This window comes from Aquimarina sp. KJ22-3, from assembly GCF_055808215.1.
This window is the reverse complement of record NZ_CM147859.1, coordinates 2,230,449-2,250,419: the sequence shown is the minus strand read 5'-3', so window position 1 is coordinate 2,250,419 and position 19,971 is coordinate 2,230,449. Positions and strand designations below refer to the sequence as shown.

Annotated in this window: 18 protein-coding genes, 1 tRNA gene and 1 pseudogene; 9 read left to right on the top strand and 11 right to left on the bottom strand. The window is 32.2% G+C overall.

Features of this window, described 5'->3' with window-relative positions:
* Window positions 1-2: 2 nt before the first annotated feature.
* The 4 genes and pseudogenes from AC0L3Q_RS10270 to AC0L3Q_RS10255 form a co-directional block, all read right to left on the bottom strand.
* The gene (locus tag AC0L3Q_RS10270) at window positions 3-1,766 is read right to left on the bottom strand and encodes an MAC/perforin domain-containing protein (protein WP_473286477.1); all 1,764 of its coding nucleotides are present in this window, start codon (window positions 1,764-1,766) and stop codon (window positions 3-5) included.
* A 41-nt stretch (window positions 1,767-1,807) separates the two neighbouring features.
* Window positions 1,808-2,956, bottom strand: coding sequence for a hypothetical protein (locus AC0L3Q_RS10265; RefSeq protein ID WP_473286476.1), 1,149 nt, complete (start codon window positions 2,954-2,956; stop codon window positions 1,808-1,810).
* A gap of 187 nt (window positions 2,957-3,143) precedes the next feature.
* The gene (locus AC0L3Q_RS10260) at window positions 3,144-4,682 is read right to left on the bottom strand and encodes a hypothetical protein (RefSeq protein WP_473286475.1); all 1,539 of its coding nucleotides are present in this window, start codon (window positions 4,680-4,682) and stop codon (window positions 3,144-3,146) included.
* Between the two features lie 355 nt (window positions 4,683-5,037).
* Window positions 5,038-5,873, bottom strand: a pseudogene (locus tag AC0L3Q_RS10255) (sterol desaturase family protein).
* Window positions 5,874-6,332: 459 nt separating this feature from the next.
* Here AC0L3Q_RS10255 and AC0L3Q_RS10250 point away from each other — a divergent pair.
* Window positions 6,333-6,406: transfer RNA gene (locus AC0L3Q_RS10250), tRNA-Arg, on the top strand.
* A 722-nt stretch (window positions 6,407-7,128) separates the two neighbouring features.
* On the opposite strand, the gene AC0L3Q_RS10245 is transcribed toward AC0L3Q_RS10250, so the two are convergent.
* The 3 genes from AC0L3Q_RS10245 to AC0L3Q_RS10235 are packed head-to-tail and all read right to left on the bottom strand — an operon-like array spanning window position 7,129 to window position 10,429.
* Entirely contained in the window at window positions 7,129-7,725 is a 597-nt protein-coding gene (locus AC0L3Q_RS10245; RefSeq protein ID WP_473286474.1) for a biliverdin-producing heme oxygenase, read from the bottom strand.
* Window positions 7,715-8,125, bottom strand: coding sequence for a response regulator (locus tag AC0L3Q_RS10240; protein ID WP_473286473.1), 411 nt, complete (start codon window positions 8,123-8,125; stop codon window positions 7,715-7,717). The genes AC0L3Q_RS10245 and AC0L3Q_RS10240 overlap by 11 nt, the downstream gene beginning before the upstream one ends.
* A 6-nt stretch (window positions 8,126-8,131) precedes the next feature.
* The gene (locus AC0L3Q_RS10235; RefSeq protein WP_473286472.1) at window positions 8,132-10,429 is read right to left on the bottom strand and encodes an ATP-binding protein; all 2,298 of its coding nucleotides are present in this window, start codon (window positions 10,427-10,429) and stop codon (window positions 8,132-8,134) included.
* Between the two features lie 699 nt (window positions 10,430-11,128).
* On the opposite strand from AC0L3Q_RS10235, the gene AC0L3Q_RS10230 reads away from it, so the two are divergent.
* Window positions 11,129-11,419, top strand: a complete 291-nt coding sequence (locus AC0L3Q_RS10230; RefSeq protein ID WP_473286471.1) for a phosphoribosylpyrophosphate synthetase — start codon at window positions 11,129-11,131, stop codon at window positions 11,417-11,419.
* 178 nt (window positions 11,420-11,597) lie between these two features.
* Here the strand turns inward: AC0L3Q_RS10230 and AC0L3Q_RS10225 are convergent, their stop codons facing one another.
* On the bottom strand, window positions 11,598-12,491 hold the full coding sequence (locus AC0L3Q_RS10225) for a DUF6588 family protein (RefSeq protein WP_473286470.1): 894 nt from the start codon (window positions 12,489-12,491) through the stop codon (window positions 11,598-11,600).
* An 8-nt stretch (window positions 12,492-12,499) separates the two neighbouring features.
* Between AC0L3Q_RS10225 and AC0L3Q_RS10220 the strand changes: the two genes are divergently transcribed.
* Both AC0L3Q_RS10220 and AC0L3Q_RS10215 read left to right on the top strand, forming a co-directional pair.
* Window positions 12,500-13,165 carry a sensor histidine kinase gene (locus AC0L3Q_RS10220; protein WP_473286469.1) on the top strand — a complete coding sequence of 222 codons (666 nt, stop codon included), beginning with the start codon at window positions 12,500-12,502 and terminating at the stop codon, window positions 13,163-13,165.
* Complete coding sequence (locus AC0L3Q_RS10215; RefSeq protein WP_073316603.1) at window positions 13,152-13,550, top strand: response regulator; 399 nt, start codon at window positions 13,152-13,154, stop codon at window positions 13,548-13,550. The genes AC0L3Q_RS10220 and AC0L3Q_RS10215 overlap by 14 nt, the downstream gene beginning before the upstream one ends.
* A gap of 524 nt (window positions 13,551-14,074) precedes the next feature.
* Here the strand turns inward: AC0L3Q_RS10215 and AC0L3Q_RS10210 are convergent.
* From AC0L3Q_RS10210 to AC0L3Q_RS10200, 3 genes are read right to left on the bottom strand one after another with little or no spacing between them, the layout of a single operon-like run.
* Window positions 14,075-14,560 carry a potassium transporter TrkG gene (locus AC0L3Q_RS10210; RefSeq protein ID WP_473286468.1) on the bottom strand — a complete coding sequence of 162 codons (486 nt, stop codon included), beginning with the start codon at window positions 14,558-14,560 and terminating at the stop codon, window positions 14,075-14,077.
* A 5-nt stretch (window positions 14,561-14,565) separates the two neighbouring features.
* Complete coding sequence (locus tag AC0L3Q_RS10205) at window positions 14,566-15,396, bottom strand: potassium transporter TrkG (protein ID WP_473286467.1); 831 nt, start codon at window positions 15,394-15,396, stop codon at window positions 14,566-14,568.
* Window positions 15,393-15,869, bottom strand: a complete 477-nt coding sequence (locus AC0L3Q_RS10200) for a DUF3124 domain-containing protein (RefSeq protein WP_473286466.1) — start codon at window positions 15,867-15,869, stop codon at window positions 15,393-15,395. The genes AC0L3Q_RS10205 and AC0L3Q_RS10200 overlap by 4 nt, the downstream gene beginning before the upstream one ends.
* A 339-nt stretch (window positions 15,870-16,208) precedes the next feature.
* Between AC0L3Q_RS10200 and AC0L3Q_RS10195 the strand changes: the two genes are divergently transcribed.
* From AC0L3Q_RS10195 to AC0L3Q_RS10175, 5 genes are all read left to right on the top strand, one after another.
* A complete protein-coding gene (locus AC0L3Q_RS10195; RefSeq protein WP_473286465.1) occupies window positions 16,209-16,694 on the top strand; it encodes a Dps family protein in 486 nt (161 codons plus the stop codon).
* Between the two features lie 767 nt (window positions 16,695-17,461).
* Complete coding sequence (locus tag AC0L3Q_RS10190; protein ID WP_473286464.1) at window positions 17,462-17,818, top strand: hypothetical protein; 357 nt, start codon at window positions 17,462-17,464, stop codon at window positions 17,816-17,818.
* Window positions 17,819-18,019: 201 nt separating this feature from the next.
* Window positions 18,020-18,211, top strand: coding sequence for a hypothetical protein (locus AC0L3Q_RS10185; protein ID WP_073316593.1), 192 nt, complete (start codon window positions 18,020-18,022; stop codon window positions 18,209-18,211).
* Window positions 18,212-18,400: 189 nt separating this feature from the next.
* On the top strand, window positions 18,401-18,964 hold the full coding sequence (locus AC0L3Q_RS10180; protein WP_473286463.1) for a type 1 glutamine amidotransferase domain-containing protein: 564 nt from the start codon (window positions 18,401-18,403) through the stop codon (window positions 18,962-18,964).
* 303 nt (window positions 18,965-19,267) lie between these two features.
* Entirely contained in the window at window positions 19,268-19,939 is a 672-nt protein-coding gene (locus AC0L3Q_RS10175; RefSeq protein ID WP_473286462.1) for a nitroreductase family protein, read from the top strand.
* Window positions 19,940-19,971 lie beyond the last annotated feature (32 nt).

Here is a 19,971-nt window from a genome sequence, read left to right as displayed (position 1 = left end):
TATTAGAATCCGTAATCCCAAACAAATCCTTGTCCCAAGGCATAAACCCCAGTAAGTTCCTCATCTCTTTGTAGTCCTTCTGGATCATTGGTCACCCAAGTGTTATAATGACAGACAAAAACATGCTCAAATCCATCATTTTTTATCATGCCATCACCTTTGTATCGTGCGATTGGAAACATGATTTCGTTAACATTACATCCAGCTCCCGTTAGACTTGTATAAAAATGGGGATTGTTTTCAGGGAATGTATATCCGATTGGGGTATCATTTCTTTTCCAACGATGGCCAAAATTGGCATTATAATCTGTGGTTATAGTTACTCTTTCTTTTCTTCGGTCTCCTTCTCTCTCTATAAATTCCCAAATTGGAACTGTTCCTGGAAAAGGTTTGGCAAACCACCTCATAGATTCTTCGGTATAACCTTTTCCTCTGGATTCCAAAATAGGATCTCTACCTGCTCTGTAGTAAGAATTACCTCTTATTCCTACATGGTTCGTAGGGTCATACCTAAGAACAGTCACCAGTTCTCTGGCTACCTCTCTTCGAAACAATTCGGTATTATATGGATTCATGAAGGAATTCATTCTATCTATACCAGGTGGTATTGAATAATACAAGTGCCCATTCGGGTTTTGATATCTAGTAGCAATAAAATCTTCTGCATATTCGAGCTCTTCTCTTGCTCTATTTTTGATATTCGGTTGTCTGCTATTATAAAAAACAAACTTTGCGGCAACTCTAAGTTCTTCCCATTTTTCAAAGTCCTGATAGCGTTTCGCTTCTTTATTAAACTCATCTTTAAACTTTTCCTGCATTAGCACATCTACCTGAAATGTCTTTGACCATGGGAACAAGGTCATAGACAAAGTAGCTGCTTTTGTAGGGTTTTCGGTTAAATACGAGGTTATTCTGAGATCTTCTTGATAGGCGTCATCTTCTGAAGTAACTAGTTGAGGAGCAAAACCGTTTATATTAGACACCACGTCATAAGTTTCAACACTATTTTGAATCAACTGCTGATATTCTTGGGATACCGTTTGTCCCGTATTAATGCCAAAAATATTTTTTACATAAATAGAAGCGTTATTTTTGAAATTAGTTCTGGTTTGAACATCTAAAGAAGAAATATCGTAATTATAGATATAATAAACTTCTCCGCCCAAAATATGATCACTCACATATGCTGTTCCAAATTTTTTAAAAAAACGATCAAAATCTCTTTGATCTAACAATTGTGCTGCTCTGGGTTCCATGGGAGCAAAGCCTTCGGGAACTCCATAGCGATACATTGGTTTGTAGATTCTGGCAATTACAGTAATATGATTCTCATCCATTTTGATACGTTCTTCAATGGTTTTTTTACTACTTCTTCCAAAGCCAAAAATTTTAAAAAGAAAATTTACATTTGTACTTGTTGATTTTCGTAAAAAACGTTCCAATTCGTCATTAGTCTCTACAACTTCAACAGTTCTTTCAGCCAATGGAAGGTTACCATGATCTTGTTTGACAAATAACTGATTAACTGCAGGACGATATTCTCTGCCAGTAACAGGACTATAACCGTTACCAGCATACACTGGTTTACCATTATGGATTAATACTTTCTGAAAACTTTCAGAAACATCAATACCTTCATCTTTTATTGTTTCTTCGGTTATTTCTTCATTAATGGCGTCTTGTTCATTTAAGTTTTCCTTTTCACAGCTTAAAAAAACCGATAGCACCAATGAAAAAAATAATCTATATCTATATATTTTGTTCATAACTCTACATTTAAATTTAGCTTTTTGATAAACTTTATCTATTATACTCCTAGGATATCCGCATAATCACTCTCTTGAGGAGTTGTTGAATTGTTACAATTGCTAGAATTTTTAATTTGATTGTCAATAAACTGTAATGCCTCTTTGGCTTTTGATTTTTGATCCATATCCTCACTAAAAATTGCTATATCTGCTATTTTACTTCTTAGTTGATACCACGCTTTGGTATCTGAGATACACTTTTTAACTTTTTCAAAATTTTGTTGTAGTGTAGGATTAGTAATAACCGTGTTATAAGAATCTATTGTTGTGGTTTGAGGTGTCAAAAAGTTTTTATCCCTATTATTAATTTCTATCTTTAGTTTATTAAACTCTTCTTCAAGGTCTTGGGGATTATTGATATTCCCCGGAGAATAGCTGTTTAAACTTGAAAAAATTTTAACTTCTTTTGATGTAGTTTTAATAAGGTTTTGCTGTTCTACCGTAATCTGCCCATCAATTTCATAATCGAATATATCACCGAATTTAATACTCAGAGCTTGCTCTAAAACGCTCTTCTGTAATTCGGAAATAGTTGTGGTGTCATATTTATAGATATATAATGCATTACCCCCTACTGACTGTTTTGATATAAATCCTGGACCATAATATGGTTGAAAATAAACCGCATCTTGATAATCCAAAACAACACTTGCAAATGCTTCTATTTCGAATAAATTATCTTCAGATAGTTCAAACTCGGTCTTAGTCAAAGCTATACTTGAAATTACATATATGCTATTTCCTTCAATAGTAATTTCTCGATTTAAGATCTCTCTAAATGAAAAGGTAGTAGAAAGTTCTTCTTCTGACTCATTATTTTTTTGTTCTTGATCAGTTTCTACTAAAAAACTCTCAATATCTTGATGCGTTTTTATGATTTTAAACTTTACCGCTCGTGGTAATTGAACATCTTTTTCTTCTTCCAAAATATTTAAAAATAATGGAGAGTGAATGGACTTTATCAAAGGATTATACCCATATCCTACATTAAGTGTATCTCCTCTATAGACAATGGATTTTTGTGAAAAGAGGTCTTCTTTGGTAACCATTTGATTGTGCTCAAGATCATTTTTTTGATCCTCTTCAGAACATGACCATATTCCTAGCGATAAAAGGACGATAAATGTTATTAGACTATAATTTTTCATATTTTTTGTAGTTAAAAAAGGTCTTCTTAGGTAAACACCTTAGAAGACCTTTATGTATTTATTTAAACACTTTTGATCAAAAGTTCGAACTACAGCACCATTGAAACAAAGAATTTTGAAATTGTTTGCCTCAGATACTATTATTTATAACTTTTGGTGATCTCCTTAATTCGTGTTTAACTTTTAATTATAACCAACTTGCATAATTCGCTCTATTGGGTGTATTAGATCCTGTACAATTATCTCTGGAGTTTGCGATATTCGCTCTGATTTCATTTAAAGCGTTTTGTGCAGCTTGCTTTTTGGCCTGATCTGTACTAAATTCTATAACTGATAATGCCGTTCCTTCTAGGGCTTTCCATGCGTCCCAATCTGCATAACATTTGATCTGTTTTTCATAAGCTTCTCTTAATAAGAAGTCTACCTTTTGAGCTTGTTGATCGGCAAAAGGATTTGTCCCTGGAGTAGCATTGAATATCTGGTACATATCGAGGAAATTTCCATAATCACCAGCGATAACGCTAAAAACACCTGCATGATTTGGATTTGCAGCAAGATGATTTACTAGACCAGTTTGTACTTGAAAAAGGTCTTCAACAGCAGTTTCTGGTTTAATATTTGGAGGAACATACTGACCAATATTCGTGTATACTTCAACCTTGGTGCTTTTCTTTCTCAATTCTTTTTTAGTGAATTCTATCACTTCCTGACCAAAAGAAAAATTGAACAACGCACCTATACCTAACTTAAGCTTTAATGCATATTCTTTTCTTTCTACATCAGTCATATTTTTAGAACTAAATTCCATTTTATATACTACTTCTCCTCCCTTAATTACGCCCGATGCAAATAATGGTCCATACAGATCAACAAAGTAAGGTATTGCTACTTCGGGACCATTTGGCGCGCTAAGCGCATAATTAAAAATTTGTTTTGCTGTTGGATCAATATTACCCGTGTCTGTTGGATCAAATGGATTTAATGGAGGTTTGATTTTGATACCTGGTAAAGAATATGATTGATCGTACACCTTTACGGTTGCTAATAAAGTAACTGTGGTATCATTTATTCTAAGATCTTTTAGCACTTTATTCCTAAATTGGATATCAAAAGAGAATAAATTAGATTGAATACCCGGTGCGTTCGCCGGAGGTGTTGGTGAACCCGGTTTAGCATTTGGTTTTGCCGGTGTTTGACCATTTTCATTTTTACCTTCAGGGATTGTTCCTTCAGTTTTTGTAGTTTTCGGTTTGGTTTTTTGTTCCTTTCCTGGTTTTGCTGCCGGAACTACTTGTTCAGCAATTGATAGCGATAAGGTATCTGTTCTAGAAAAGTAAGTTATTGCTCCATCATAGTTTTCAATGATATCTACCTTTCTAAAAGATACTCCTTGAGCAGGATAGGATAAAATATCTTCTGTACCTTTAAATACAGGAAAAGCAAATTGCGTTACCGTATTTCCGTTTACATCTTTTGCTAATGGATCAAATCCATATCCAGCATGATAAGTCAAAGCATTTGGTGTACCAGCCCCAACTGTAACACTTTTGCCATCTAATTGAGATTCGCGATCGGCTTTTAATTTGTCTAACTTCTCTTTAAGTTCGCTTTCTGTTAAATCGAGTTGAGTTAGTTGGTTTTCTCTTTCTGCAAATTCATCATTGTCTTTGTCACAAGCGAATAACAAACCGCAGAGTAATGTTAGAAGAATTAATCGATTTTTCATTTGATTTTAAGATTTAATATGTTAAAGTTTTGGAGCCAAACGAGGATTCATCTGGATGTTAAAGAAGTAAATTTTAGAAATAGGTTTACATCACAAACCCATAAATCAAGCTCAACTCCATCTTGTTGATTGATTAAAAATAGGTTTATGAACTTACCCATCCAGGTAACTATTCATCAAGTATGTTTTAGGATTCACGAAAGAAGGAATACAATTCAGAAAAGAAAATATAAGAAAAGAAAAATTTATATGCATCTTGAAGAAACCAGGTGAAGAAGATCTCTACAAAAAAGGGTACTTTGCTAAAAAGGTTCTTTTGTTTACAAAAAACAATAAAGATCTACCGTAGCAGGTCTTATTTCTCCTTTACGAAACCGTGTATGATTTGTTTAAAAAAGCTCTTCGGAATTTTTTCATCCCCAGGAAATCCAATAGTTACTGTACCACTATCTTCAGGAATATAGTTTGTTTTGAAGAGGTAATCCCAGATACTAAGGCTAATTCCGAAATTTACTCCAAAAGCTCCTTTGGGCAATTCATAAGCATGGTGATATAAGTGCATGACAGGATTGTTTAGAATATATTTCAAAGGCCCCCAGGTAACCTTAATATTCGCGTGATTAAAATGACCAATAGCTATCGCTATAAAATGGACAATAAAAGCCTGCTCAGGTTCAAAACCACCTATTAGCATTACTCCCAGCGTTTTTAAGGGTTTATACAATATGTTTTCCATCCAATGATAGCGTAGATGTGCAGCAAATCCCATCTCTTTTACCGAGTGATGTATTTTATGAAACCTCCACAACAAATGGAATTTATGCAACAATACATGAGTAAACCACTGTACAAAATCCAACAGAATAAAGAATATCAAAAGCTGAAGCCACATCGGGAAGGTCGAAATATCCAATAACGTAAGGCTCTTCGCTGAAATTCCAAGCTGTTCGAACCCAACTCCTAGTATCCCGTAAAACCCACTAATGGCAATAGCGAAAAGAAAAAATTGAAATACATATATATACCATCTAACCAAAAATCTTTTCTAAAAATCGATTGATGTTTACGCCACGGAAAAGCAATCTCTAATCCCCAAACTAATAAAGAGATCAAGGTAAGTCCCCAAAAGTAATTGAGATACCAAGGCACCTCGAACAAAATAGATTTCCAGGTCCATTGTATATTATTCATAAAAGCCTCTATAAATACGCTGCTGTATTTTTCTATAATCATAATTCTTTTCGCACTTTTAAAAACATATTCTTTAGATCGTATGATATAGGATTCCTTTACACTCTACTTCTAATTTTTTGCAAAATAATACCCTCGATTCATCAAATCGGATCTAATTCTTTATTAAAAGTACGATTTACCTAGGACTATTTTTGTAACAATGGTCACAAAACCATTTGTACAAAAAAATATAAGGCTGTGTTTTTACCTAATAAATAATTGAAAACAAAATAATTGAAGTACGATTGTTTCATAAAAACATCAATAAAGAAAAAGACCAAAAAAAATGTACTAAAAAAATCCCGTATAATCCTTGCAGAAATGGTGATCTGTTGTATATTTGCGTCGCTGAAATCGACAACCAATCATTAAGCAATATAAGTAGGTCTGGTCCTACTACTACATATACAAAATAATGGTCGCGTAGCTCAGCTGGATAGAGCATCTGCCTTCTAAGCAGACGGTCACAGGTTCGAATCCTGTCGCGATCACAAAACAACCTCTCGATTTTCAAGAGGTTGTTTTTGTTTTAGGTACTTCTCTCTTCTTTGAGTTTTATGAAAACGCACACTTTTCCAAAATTTAACATATTATCATAGATTTTAACAGCATTTGAGCTTATTTGTGTTACCAACTATAAAACTCAAAACCTATTTTTACTATTTCAACCTTCCTTAGATATTCAGAAAACTTCAACTTCTCTTTTTTATAAAAAGCTTTAGAAAATGCATCTGTAGAATTAAAACCTACAGTGTTGACTATAGCTTTCAATTTGTAGTTTCGAAAGCTTTTAACATACTGTGACCTATTGATCAAATGGTTAATTCTAAGTTCATTCACATATTAGTAAAGCTTTTCTGTTTGTAATTATTCACTACCTTAAAAAGGTACTTAGAATTGGTGTTAAATTTTTTAGCTAACGTGATCGTAGTAATTTTGTGCTTGAGGTATTCTTCATTTTTTCAACCTTGGCATGCCTGTTTATCCTATAAAAAAATAAAGATGCAAATTGGGAATACCAGATTAATGCAACCAATATTTTGGATATAGATTCCAGAGTCAACAATAGTGCTACAAATCTTTTCGTATCATTATCAAGAACTTTTACCCAACCTAGATTTATTTCTTTTAGGCTACGTTATTATTTATAATATACTTTACTTCAGTGTGTGGATTTATATCGTAAAGTATTGGGTAAAAGCTAAATCAAATTTTACGCTTCAATTAAATCAAGTGATTTTTTGGCTTTTAAATGAAGCTTAGCAAATAACTGAAACCCTTCAAGACTACCATTTTCTATTTCTTTATAGTTGTCGTTTAGATAAATAAGTAATTCGTTTTTGAAAGATGTCCAGTTTTTTGTTGCTGTTTTTAATGAAGTTTTTAAGAAATTAGAAGCGTTCCAGGAAACAAAGTTTTTATTCTTACCCAATTCATTAAAAATTATTCTATTCCCCATGGTAGATCCCCTCATTACATAATACATTCCTAAAGCATGGAAAGCAGACTGATAATCATATATTGTTGGAATTGTTGAAACTTTTATGTTTAAAATATCTAAATCTTCTAATAGAGCTGCGCCAATGGCCTCTTGTTTTGGTAGATCTTCTAATTTTAAGCCATCAATCTCATTAGCTAATTTCATTTGGTGAGATACCTCATTATAAAACAGGTAATGTGTAAGTAGAAACAATGCGTAGCTATCCTTGTTTGGATTGCTTATTAAGTCATTTCCGTTTGTTGTTAGTTCTACTTGTTTATGCGCATCTCTTGTCGCGTATCTTAGATGAGTTAAATAATCATTTTTCATATTCTAACACGGTTTTGATTTTTTCTAATTTTTCTTCGCTCAACGGTTTTGACATAAAATCCAATACAAAAGGATGATTTTTTGCTTTAAATTTATCTGTTGGATTTGCAGAAGTAGAAAGCATTACTATGATGTGTTGTTGTTGCAAATCTGGTTTTAATTGATTGTACTCTTCTAGGAATTCCCACCCATTCATAACCGGCATATTGATATCAAGAAAAATAATCTCCGGGTTCACTACAGATGAATCGGGATTTTTATACTGATTTAGAAAGTCCAAAGCCTCCTGACCATCTCGACAATCATATACGTACTTGGCAAATTGAAATCTTTCAATAATTTTACGATGTACAAAGTTGTCACATCTATTATCATCTATTAATAATACACTTTTAAACATTTTCTTTTACTTTTTTGTTAATTCATGATCTAATTGTTCGCTTTTTAAGGTGAACCAAAATGTGGTTCCAACTCCAATTTCGGAGGTTAGCCAGATTTTACCGTTCATGCTTTCTACGATTTTTCTGCAAGTGGGTAGTCCTATACCAGTTCCAGGAATGTCTTCATGATGATGTAGTCTTTGAAAAAGAGAAAATACTTTTTCAAAATCTTTCTTTTTAATTCCAATACCGTTATCCGTAATGGAAAACATCCAACTAGACCCATTTTTTTTAGCATGAATTTCGATTATTGGGGAGATATTTTCTTTACAGTATTTTAGACTATTTGAAATGAAGTTTTGAAAAAGCTTTTTAACATCTACGGGGTCGCAGTAAATGACAGGGAGATCGTTGAAGATAATTTTAGCACCAAGTTCATTAATTTTTAAACCAAAATCCTCAATAATTTCGTTGAGAACACTATTTAAATCTGTATTTTCTCTCATTTTTGAGCTTCCTACTTTTGAATAAACAAGCATTTGATCAATGAGTTTACTCATACGTTTCGCAGAATTTCGTGTTTTACCTAGATATTCGTCAAATGAGCCATTTTTGTCACTTAATTCTTCATCGATTAGCATCAAATAGTTATCTATAGTTCTAAGAGGTTCTTGTAAATCGTGAGAGGCTGTATAAGTGATTTGCTCTAATTCACGTTTGTAATTTTCAGATTGAAAAGGATTCCAATCTCGGTTTCGCTTGATTATAATGTCTTTTACCCGATGGATCATTTCAATAGTTACATTATCCCAGGGAGAACATTTAAAATTTACTGCATTTTTCCACTTTTCAAATGATTTTCTGGGGCTTAATTGAATATCACCATCTTCATCATAATCAACTTCATAAGGACGTCTCGGATCTCCAGCCCATTCATATAAGGTACGCTCTGATTTTTTAAACCAAAGAATCATACAATCGTCTAACTCTTTTAGTTGAATAATAGCTGCACCACCTATTTCTTCAGATAATCCTTTAAGATTTATTTGATCTTTAACAAGCTCACGGATATCCTTGGTTGTGCAAATATCATTTTCAAAAAAATCTGGATTCTTTTGAAGACAATTATATATTTTTAGTAATATATCTTCATCTGGAGTTAATTTTTGGCGATAAATTCCTAAAGAAGAAGTCACCAATGCTGCTCCATCAACTTGTAACAAATCTGGAAGATCAATTTTATCATTAATAAGCTGTAGTAGCACTTCCCAGGAAGAAACTAAGTATTTGTTGAAATCTTCTTCCTTCTTTCTTAATTCTTTCCTTTTCTTTTGCTCTTTAGCAAATTCAATTTCAGAAATACGTCTACATAAATTATCCACAATTAGCTCTCCGGTTTTTCTGGTTTCATAATTGACGAAGAAGGGAGAGTAATGGTGACATGCTACGAGCCCCCAAAGCTTATTGTCAATGATCAGCGCTAATGTATAAGTTGCTTCTACTCCCATATTTTTAAGATATTCGATATGGATAGGAGAAGTGCCTCTTAATTGAGTGTATGTTAAATCCAAATAATCATAAGGGTTCTTAGCTTTAGGATTAAAAATTACCCTGTTCGTTATGGAGCTGACGTTAGGTATAATTCTACTTTTATTTTTTAAAAACAAGTCTCTGGCGATTGGCGGGATATCCGTCGCGGGATAATGGAGACCTAAAAAAGGTTCAATTTCTTGTTTTTTACTTTCCCCTTCAACGGATCCGTGATAATCCTCGTCAAAACGATAAATCATCACACGATCATAGCCTGTAACCTGTCTATATTTTTCGGTGAATACTTTAAAAAGTTCCAGTAAATTGTCAACGTACTGTAGTGGCTCTGTTACCATTCTAATTTCATGAAAAGAAGATAATGTTCGACCTATTAAATTTTTATCGCGATATATTGGTTCCAGTTCAATGAAACGAGTTTTATTATGAATATGCCTAATAACATTCCAGGGTTTGTTATTGATGAGAACAGGGATGGGATCTATAGAGTTCCATGAAAAAGGGTCTTCCATTTCTTCGAAGGCTTCAGAAATGTCATTATCCATCCATTCTTCAGTGGGCAAATTAAAGTATGAATCTATGTCAGGATTTGAAAAAACATTTGAGACATTCTCACTCAAAAAGATCGGGGCATTGGGTTGTTCATTATCCCATGCGATTAATACTCCATGACTTTGAGTGACAATAGGTCGATGTATGGGTTCCTCACCACAATTATCAAGGGTTAATTTAAAAGTAAGGTAATTTTTTCTATAACTATCTCGTGTTATTGGCATAAATTAAAAATTAAAATTCATGCTCTTGACGATGTGAGGTACTAATAATTTTAGGGGCAGAAATAGTTTAAAATAGAGATCGAGGAAATAAAAAAACTACATTTTTCTTTTTTTTGTTTTACTGACCTTCGCTTTTTTTAAACACATGTTAAATAAAATTACAAAAAAATATTATGCAATAATAACTGATAAGAATATTTTAACATTTATTGAAATTGACAAGTGATTCGGTTCTAATATTATAGTAGAAAGGAAAACGTTGACGATTAGCCTCTCATCAAATTGAATATCTAATTGATCCATAGATACTATATATAATACCGATCTTAATAATTTTTATTACTCAAAAAGAAGATAATAGCTACGCCAAAAGTTACCGATTCATTTTTAGATTTGACGCTTCAACTTTTCACAGATAAAAAATAGTACTTGTTGACTTGAAGGGATTATTTTCGTTTTTCGAATTTTAAATATGTATTACCTGTAAATCGAAACAACCATTATCATCCGTATGACTATTTATAGCGCTAATAGTATTGTATTATTTTTTTGGCGAAGATTTAATAAAGCTGGCATCAGTATTAAGAAGTTTTATTCCTATTTTTATTCTTGTTCCTCTTATTACATCAATTTACTTATCATATTTGGATAATAAGTAGTTAATACACTTATAAAAGCAAAACAAATTAAAAATAAGTTATGAAATATTATGATACACTTATCGAGGCTATTAATGCCTTAAAATTAAAAGGTTTTACCCAAGATTTTAATGTAAAAGGAGATACGATTTATTGTCCAGTTCTTAAAATGAACTATAAGCCAAAAGAATTTGAAATAGTAGAAAAACATCGTTTTGAAGGTATGAGCAGTGTAGACGATAATTCTATTCTTTATGCCATAAGCACCAAATCTGGCGTAAAAGGATTACTAGTGGATTCTTATGGGATATACAGCAGTGTTTCAAAAGAAATGCTTGATAAATTGAAGTAAAATTTAATGTAATCCAAATTGAGCATAAATTGTAATATACTTGTATGGAGATAAAGGATATTCTAATACACATAAAATCATAGAGTCCTTTAAGTAAAAAATTCTATGATTTTATTTGTATTTATCTATTAAGAAACAAACTACAGAACTTCATAATAAATCAATAATCCAGCAACTATTATAAACCAAAATTAAGACCGAAAGATAATCCGCTATACTCGGCTAGCGTATAATCTAAATTCATACGGAAAAATCCTAATGTAAGCTTAGCTCCTAAAGTACCACGAACGCCAGAGATCTTACTTTCTACTGAAAAAGGATCTGTAATCTCTTCTTCTGAAATTACACCGGATTGCACCCTATATGTCCCAAGTAAATCAGTGGTTGAAGTTCCTGAAAGATACCCTATTCCACCATAAAAATTGAAAACGGGCATTTTTGTAGCTCCAATCACTTGAAATAACAAGGTATTGGTGTTATTTTCAAATCGCTGATTTTCTCCGTCTACAATGTTGGTATCTGTAAAATCATAACTACCATCCAAATGAGTATAAGCTATTAAGCTAGAAATAGCAACAGGAAAAACCTTATCTGCAGGTAACCAAGATGTAAACTCATGTTGTAGACCAAAACCGTAAAAACCTACTTTGGCGTCGCTGGTGTTTATTTTTGGGAAGAATCTTGCCTTTATCTCCGTTCCTTTTAAAGGAGCAAAACTAGCTTGTAAAAAAGCAGTAGGAACAAAATTAATATTTGATTCTCCTAAACCTGTTGGTAATTCAAATTCTGCATCCTGTGGTGGTATTAAAGGCACTGAGCTTTCCCCTTCAACAACCACGACGATTCCTTCTATGTCTCCAAAAGCAGTAGCAACTTCTTTTTGTAAGCTCCCGTCCCTAAATTGTAGATTTTCATATTGAGAAGTATCTAAAACAAAAGACTTGTTATCATCTCCCACAAAGGCAGCGTTGGCAACTATTGAAATCTCAAAGCCGAACTTCTTCTTAGACTTCGCATCATTAAACCAACCATGATTCATGCTATACATCAAACCATCTGATGCTGGCCTCAAATAATCTGATGCAAAACTTTGCGCATATCGTCTCGCATAATCTTAAATCACATTCTGGTAATTTTAGTATGTTACTAGATCTTTATCTACAAGAACATCCTGAATTAGAAAATGATGAAATTGTCAAATTGTTTAGATTGGCGTCTGATAACTTAACGGAAACCGTAAAACATCTTAATGAAGTGGTCTTGATGAATACTACTGTAACAGAAGGCCTAACTAGTATTAATCTTTGTAAAACCATTAATAAAGTTATACATGGCGTAAAACTAATTGCTCAAAAGGCTAACGTAAAGATTGAAAATGCTGTGGACCAGAGTGCAAAAATCATGGCCGTTTCTGCATACTTAGATAGTATATTACTCAACTTCATAACCAACAGTATCAAATACCGATCTCTTACAAGAGACAGTTATATTATTTTGAATGCCTATCATCAAGACAACTATCTTGTACTTTGTATTGAAGATAACGGCATAGGTATAGATTTGGATAGACATCATGCTAAGCTGTTTGGAATGTACAAGACCTTTCATGAACACAAAGAAGCAAGAGGTATTGGATTGTTTATTACTAAAAATCAAGTTGAAGCTATTGGAGGAAAAATTGATGTAGAAAGTACTGTAGACGTCGGTACTACTTTTAAAGTATATTTTAAGTATGAAGAAAATTGATATTGCTTGTATTATAGATGACGATCCGATATTTGTATTTGGAGTAAAAAAAGTAATGCAACTTGCGGATGTTTGCACCAATTTCTTAATTTATAGAAACGGCAAAGAGGCCTTGGATGCGTTAACTAAGCTAATTTCCGATGAGGAAAAACTACCCGATGTTATTCTTTTAGATCTAAATATGCCTATTTTGGATGGTTGGCAGTTCTTGGATGAATTTATAAAGGTTCCTGTGTCAAAAAAAATAACCGTATATATCGTCTCGTCTTCGGTTGATCCCAAAGATGTCCTTCGAGCAAAATCTTACAGTATAGTAAACAATTATATTGTAAAACCTATTACAATGAAAAAACTTGTAGAAGCTTTTAGTAAAGTACATACATAAAAAGTGAATGTAAACTCTACTAAAGATAGATAATTTCTCTAAAGTAAATTATTGATTAAAATGAAAAATAAGTTGGATTTATTAATGATCAGCTAATATTTCAAATTGTAAAATCCTTAAAATCCTCTTTTAAATCACATCTAATTTAATGTAACAGAACAACTAGTTAAAACTTCTAACTTAATCATATATATTATTATTTTAAAATGATTAAAAAAAGAATCGATAGCGACCAAAACACCTATTGCTTATTGCTATATTGGGCACACATCCTCAGAGAATGACTATAATCAATAAACTAAAGGGTTAATTATGGAAAGTCAGCTTATGGTATCCGGAACTTCTAGCTGTGCCTTTGAGGATTTTTTTAAAACATCATCTATTTCTGTATAAAATTATAATCCCTAGTAGTAAGGGAATAGATTTGCTGACCGAATACTTCAACCATAATTAATTACTTCTGAACAAATGATTCATCGAAATAATACACAAGTAAACGCAGTAATCAAACATCAAAGTATATGTTAACTTTGCCTTTCGGTTTTTCGAGCTAATAAAGCATAACCGAAAGTAATAACTCCTAATCTACCAATAAACATAATTACTATAAAAACAATTTTACCAAAAGTAGTAAGTTCGCTTGTAAGACCTACACTTAATCCTACTGTTCCTAAAGCCGATGCAACTTCGAATAAGATATTTTTAAAATCTCCTCTTTCGGTGAACGAAAGCAAAAAACATGAAAAAAATATGATCATTGTATAGAAAATAAATGTAGAAGTAGCTACATATAATCTTTCAAATGGAATTTTCCTTTTTAAAAATGTAATCTCTTTTTCTCCATACAATCTACTTTTTATAATAGCGAGCATCGCAGTAAGAGTAGTGATTTTCATGCCTCCTGCTGTTCCAGCAGGTGATGCTCCTATATACATCAAAAAAATAACCATCAACAATATTGGTAATGATAATTGAGCTGTATTGATTGTATTAAAGCCTACGGTTGTCATTGAAGTCATGGCTTGAAAAAAGACGCCAATATTTTTTCTTTACCTTGTAATTCTTGTATCAAAGGCTCAGAAAAATATGTAATTACCGTCCCAAATAACAAAAGAATTAAAAATCCAACCGATACCATTTTAGTGGTAAAAGAAATCTTTGTGGTCCGTCTGGAAATTTTATACCAAATATCTGTTACGACTATAAATCCAAGTGAACCACAAATAGCCAATACGGATATAATAATATTAATAAAGGTATTTCCAGTAAAATCCATAAAACTATTGTTACTCAATCCAAACCCAGCTGTACAAAACGCAGAAACACTATGAAAAATACTATTCCAAAGTGCTTGCCCTACATCAATTCCCTCTTTCCTGAATGCTATAAAAAAACAAATAGCTCCAATGATTTCCATAAATAGCGTGTAGATAATTACAGAGCGAAGAAAATCTTTGATTTTAAGCTCTTTGGGTACATCAAACTCTGTCTGGATAATTTTTCTATGCCAGTGAGTAATTCGTTTAGTAGTTGATAACAAATAAAATGTAGTAAAGGTCATATACCCTATACCTCCAATCTGAAACAATAACATAACAATAAACTGACCTAATAGATTATAACTATCATAAATACTTACGGTTACCAGTCCAGTGGTAGAGATTGCGGAGGTAGCTATGAAGAGATTATCAACCGTACTTACATAGGTTTTTTGTAGAAAAGGTAAAGATAATATTCCCCATCCAATTAATATATAGGTCAAAAACCCATAAACCAAATTAGCTTGGGGAGAGTTTTTCAATTTAAATCGATCGTATTTTGAGAAAACAGTACTAAGTAGTTTCATTTTTTAGTTTCAGAAATTACAACGCCCTCAGTAGTAAACGCAAAGCCTTGCTGACCAGATACTCCAACCATCACTCCTTGAAAAATCGGAGCCAATGTTGTATTTGCTCCCCAAGTGATTAAAAAATTTGCTCCACTCCCACCAGAAGTATCTTCCTCTTCAATTACATATTCAATAGATTCCAAAGGTTTTAAAAATATAGGTTGTTCTATATACCCTCGAACTAAGTTTCCTTCTGTATTATAGTAGTCCACATTTTTTATAAAAAGAGAATCTTTTCGACTCGTATTTCTTATGCTCAAAGTTGCCGTAAGTTGAAATCTAAAATCCTTGGTCTTATTATATATGTCTGAATAAATAGGAACATATACCTCTTTTTTAACAAGATAACTGAAACCGTCATCGGTTTTCGGTATTGTGTTTTCTCGTAAAATACCTTGTTCTATCTCTTTGTTAGGATTTTTTTGATACAAGAAGATAAACTTAAGAGTATCAATAAAATAAAAAATTGGTGCTTATAATTCATCCTATATTCTTTTTTATGCAATCTGAAATTACATTTATTTTTCGGGTTATATCCTAAGTTTTAACATTTTGTAAATAAAACAATTGTTTACCTCCATGTTTTCTTAAAAACATATTTGCTCAAACTTGTTGTTCGACAATATCTTATTATTCACAATTACCAAAAAAGTCACAAAAACTACGGTATGAGTTAACCTATTGTTTGATTTTATGGTTAATTGAAAATAAGCTCAAAAAACGTAAAGAATTAATTTAAAATAAACCATATAAACAAGGTAGATATGACTATGAAAACACAAAAAGCTTATAAAAAACTAGGATTTACCTATTTAGAAACTGCAGAAATTGTCGTAGCCTTAAATAAGCTACTGGCCAATTATATCGTTCATTATCATAAGCTAAGAACGTTCCACTGGAATGTAGAAGGTGCTGATTTTTTTGAACTACATGAACAATTTGAAATTGAGTACAACAAAGTAAAAGAACAAACGGATATTATTGCAGAGCGAATAAGAGTATTTGGGTTAAAACCTAAAAACACCTTGCAACAACATCTTAATATGGCAGATATTACAGAACAGGAAAAAGAAGTCACTCCTATGGAGATGGTACGAGAAATATTACATGATTTTGGGATACTCCACGACTCTCTTTTAGATGTTTTAAATGCTGCCCTAGCATCAGGAGACACAGTAAGCGAAGAAATCACAACACAGTTTATGAGAAGATTAGAAAAAAGACATTGGATGTTTACGGCCTTTTCCAAATCATAATAGTCTAGAACTCCCCATCAACTCATTAACTATTCATTAACATATTTAACAGATATTATGTAGTCTGGACTCCAGAAATAGTTAAATCCAGTTAAAAGGCTTGACATTTTTTGGATATAAGATATTATATAAGGGTATGAGTATTACATCAACATTCTCAAAAAACATTCAATCTTTTCTGATGCCGACTCGCATCCAGTTTTAGTTGTTGATGACCATACTTTTCTTTTGAGATTAAACATATAGTTTTTTATATGATTCAAGGATTCAGGCTCCCAAAAGGTGCTCCGTCTTTATATATCTAAAGGAATAATGAAGTACAATTAAAATCAATTGTTTTGAAAAATGATACTAAAAAGTCCTTAATTCTATTAACTATTATGTCGGTTTTTGCCTTCATTATAGCCCTAGCAGTAACCATAGTATAAGGATAAATGAATGAAAAGATTCTAAATTCTAAATTCTAAATAGAAGTTAATGTTTAAATGATCAACTCATCACTATCATGTTTACAGACCTTTTGAAAAGATTATTTTATTAAAAACTGATTTTAAAGGAAAAGACATCAAAAAAATCTAAGAAATGAAACCAAAAGTAAAATTCAAGAAAAAAATAATAAAATCATTAGTTTTTCTAGTGTCTGGTGCCGTATTAGTTTATGGATTAGCGCTATTGGCTATTATGATTATTTAAGATAGCAAATTATGTCTATCCAATAGCATTAGTCAAATCATAAGATTCTTATACAAAAAAACAATAATCAATTTATGAATAAAAAAAAGTACATAGAAAGAGCACTTAACTGGGTGAATAAAAGACCTACTACCGCGATCAAATCGATTGCTCCGGGCTTCGATGAACCTAAAACATTTCTGAGCAAATCTACTAATGAAAAAATTAAAGCTGATTTATCATTCATCACATATGGAGGAGCAAAGCATTTTTCAGACATCGCTTTGAAAAAGAAAAATGCAAAAAAATTAGTTATTAAATGGAAAGTTTTGAGCTATATGGCAGCTATGAAACGGGGGAAACTACATCTTTTAGCACCAAGTGGTCACAAAGCTTTTACCAAAAGGCTCGTAGAGCGTCATAATATTAATGCAGAAATACATTCAATCTAAATCAAACAATCAATAAAAATGTCTAACAAAAACGGAATAAGTAACAAAGATAAAACAGCCCAAGATTTGAGAACCGAAATAAATTATTGGAAAAATAAAAGAAACCAAAGAACATGCAAGCAATTTTCCAAAATGTCCTATTGGGAGGTAGTATCCACGAACTCTGCACTTTAAAATCAATAATAATATTATAAAAAATTTATGTCTTTTATTCAAATTAAGCGAAAAACCAAAACCGAAAACAGATATAGTCAAAAAATGGGAAGACTTATTACACAAGTAACGTATATCCAAAAATATTGCTTAGGACTTCCTGTTCAGACTATTCATAAATATAGAAAAACCTATTATGGTAAAGTAAAAAGTTGTTCAGATTGCATATTAGAAGCTTAATCTTTTAAAGCTTTTTTTCTAAGAACCGGCATCATAAATATTTAAATTTATGTGATACTAATACCGTTAATAAGTGAATACCAAATTAGAATATGATATGAGTTAATCAATATCTTTTTTCAGCACCAATATAACCTTTATTCAATGTAATTTTATGTAAGAATATTTACTTAAAAAATTATAAAGGTTATGAAATTAAAAGGAAAAAACATTGCAATCCTAGCCACGAATGGATTTGAAGCTTCTGAGTTATTTTCTCCACTCGATGCGGTAAAGAAAGAAGGTGCTGAAGTGCACATTATATCCGAATCTCTTGGAGAAATTAAAAGCTGGGAAGATGGGAATTGGGGTAAAACTATAAGTGTTGATAAAACATTACAAAACGCCAATGAGTCCGATTATCATACGTTAATCTTGCCTGGTGGAGTTATAAATCCAGATACACTTCGAGCAAATGATAAAGCCTTATCATTCATACAAGCATTTTTCAAAAGTGGTAAGCCAGTAGCAGCGATATGCCATGCTCCTTGGTTACTTATTAGTGCAGGTGTAATTGAAAATCGCGAGGTAACATCATACCATACGATCAAAGATGACGTGATTAACGCAGGTGCAAAATGGGTTGATCAAGAAGTAGTTGTTGATAGCGGCTTGACTACAAGCAGAAATCCAAACGATTTACCAGCTTTCATAGAAAAAGTGATAGAAGAATTATGTGAAGGGAAGCATGAAGACCAAGTAGTGAATGCATAATCAATTCAGTGCAAAACTTGTCATGAATTTCACACAATATATCTAACACTACACTTTTGAAATTCTTTAACTGCCAGAAGTCACATCAACATCTTGCGAAAAATAGTAACTAATTTTTTGTAAGTCGTGTTGGAAAAGAAAAATCCAATTCCGTATCAGTAATTTCTACTTTGATAATTCATGTTCGGATTTACCGATGGATAGTAAATATATTTTCTTGAAACATAGAAGGTTAATAAGGGCTTCTGGCAACAAGTTACTAAACTAATTAATAGAATATTATCTGAAACAAAATTAATGATTATGGGAAATAAAATTGCTAAAGAAAAAGTTACCAAATTTAATATTTTACCTATTCTCAAGAAACGCTATTCGCCTAGAGTCTTTGCAGACACTCCTCTTACCGAAGTTGAACTTAGAACATTATTTGAGGCAGGAAGATGGGCTCCAAGCTCCTACAACAGACAACCCTGGAGAATAATATGGGGAATAAGAGGAAGTAAGACTTATGACAGAATATTTGATTGTCTAAGTGACTTTAATAAATCATGGGCAGCCAACGCTCCAGTCCTTTGGTTAAATGCTTATAAAAAAACAACTGAAGAAGGAGAAGATAACTTTCATGCGCTTCATGACTTAGGTCTATTCATGGGTAATGTTACCGCTCAAGCTCAACACCTTGGGATTGCACTACACCAAATGGCAGGAGTTAATTACAAAACAGCGCTTACAGAATTTGGATTCCCTGAAGATTATCATGTCGCTACAGCAGTAGCTCTAGGCTATTATGGTGGGGATTTAAACAAGCTTCCAGAAGATTTACGAGAACAAGAAAATCCAGAAAACAGAAGTCGATTAATGCAAAGAGAATTTACCTTTAATGGTAATTATATGAATAACAACGATAAAAACTCTACAGAGCAAGTTAAAAAATCTGATAAAGAACAAATCATGAAAAAGATAAATGGCGAATAACATTAATTATGCAAATTTTACTTTTCCGGTTT

Excerpts from the sequence above, each read along its gene's own strand:
- AC0L3Q_RS10270 (WP_473286477.1), bottom strand. The coding sequence starts at position 1,766 with ATGAACAAAATATATAGATATAGATTATTTTTTTCATTGGTGCTATCG.
- AC0L3Q_RS10265 (WP_473286476.1), bottom strand. The coding sequence starts at position 2,956 with ATGAAAAATTATAGTCTAATAACATTTATCGTCCTTTTATCGCTAGGA.
- AC0L3Q_RS10260 (WP_473286475.1), bottom strand. The coding sequence starts at position 4,682 with ATGAAAAATCGATTAATTCTTCTAACATTACTCTGCGGTTTGTTATTC.
- AC0L3Q_RS10245 (WP_473286474.1), bottom strand. The coding sequence starts at position 7,725 with ATGAAAAATGATTATTTAACTCATCTAAGATACGCGACAAGAGATGCG.
- AC0L3Q_RS10240 (WP_473286473.1), bottom strand. The coding sequence starts at position 8,125 with ATGTTTAAAAGTGTATTATTAATAGATGATAATAGATGTGACAACTTT.
- AC0L3Q_RS10235 (WP_473286472.1), bottom strand. The coding sequence starts at position 10,429 with ATGCCAATAACACGAGATAGTTATAGAAAAAATTACCTTACTTTTAAA.
- AC0L3Q_RS10230 (WP_473286471.1), top strand. The coding sequence starts at position 11,129 with ATGAAATATTATGATACACTTATCGAGGCTATTAATGCCTTAAAATTA.
- AC0L3Q_RS10220 (WP_473286469.1), top strand. The coding sequence starts at position 12,500 with ATGCAAAACTTTGCGCATATCGTCTCGCATAATCTTAAATCACATTCT.
- AC0L3Q_RS10215 (WP_073316603.1), top strand. The coding sequence starts at position 13,152 with ATGAAGAAAATTGATATTGCTTGTATTATAGATGACGATCCGATATTT.
- AC0L3Q_RS10210 (WP_473286468.1), bottom strand. The coding sequence starts at position 14,560 with ATGACAACCGTAGGCTTTAATACAATCAATACAGCTCAATTATCATTA.
- AC0L3Q_RS10205 (WP_473286467.1), bottom strand. The coding sequence starts at position 15,396 with ATGAAACTACTTAGTACTGTTTTCTCAAAATACGATCGATTTAAATTG.
- AC0L3Q_RS10195 (WP_473286465.1), top strand. The coding sequence starts at position 16,209 with ATGAAAACACAAAAAGCTTATAAAAAACTAGGATTTACCTATTTAGAA.
- AC0L3Q_RS10190 (WP_473286464.1), top strand. The coding sequence starts at position 17,462 with ATGAATAAAAAAAAGTACATAGAAAGAGCACTTAACTGGGTGAATAAA.
- AC0L3Q_RS10185 (WP_073316593.1), top strand. The coding sequence starts at position 18,020 with ATGTCTTTTATTCAAATTAAGCGAAAAACCAAAACCGAAAACAGATAT.
- AC0L3Q_RS10180 (WP_473286463.1), top strand. The coding sequence starts at position 18,401 with ATGAAATTAAAAGGAAAAAACATTGCAATCCTAGCCACGAATGGATTT.
- AC0L3Q_RS10175 (WP_473286462.1), top strand. The coding sequence starts at position 19,268 with ATGGGAAATAAAATTGCTAAAGAAAAAGTTACCAAATTTAATATTTTA.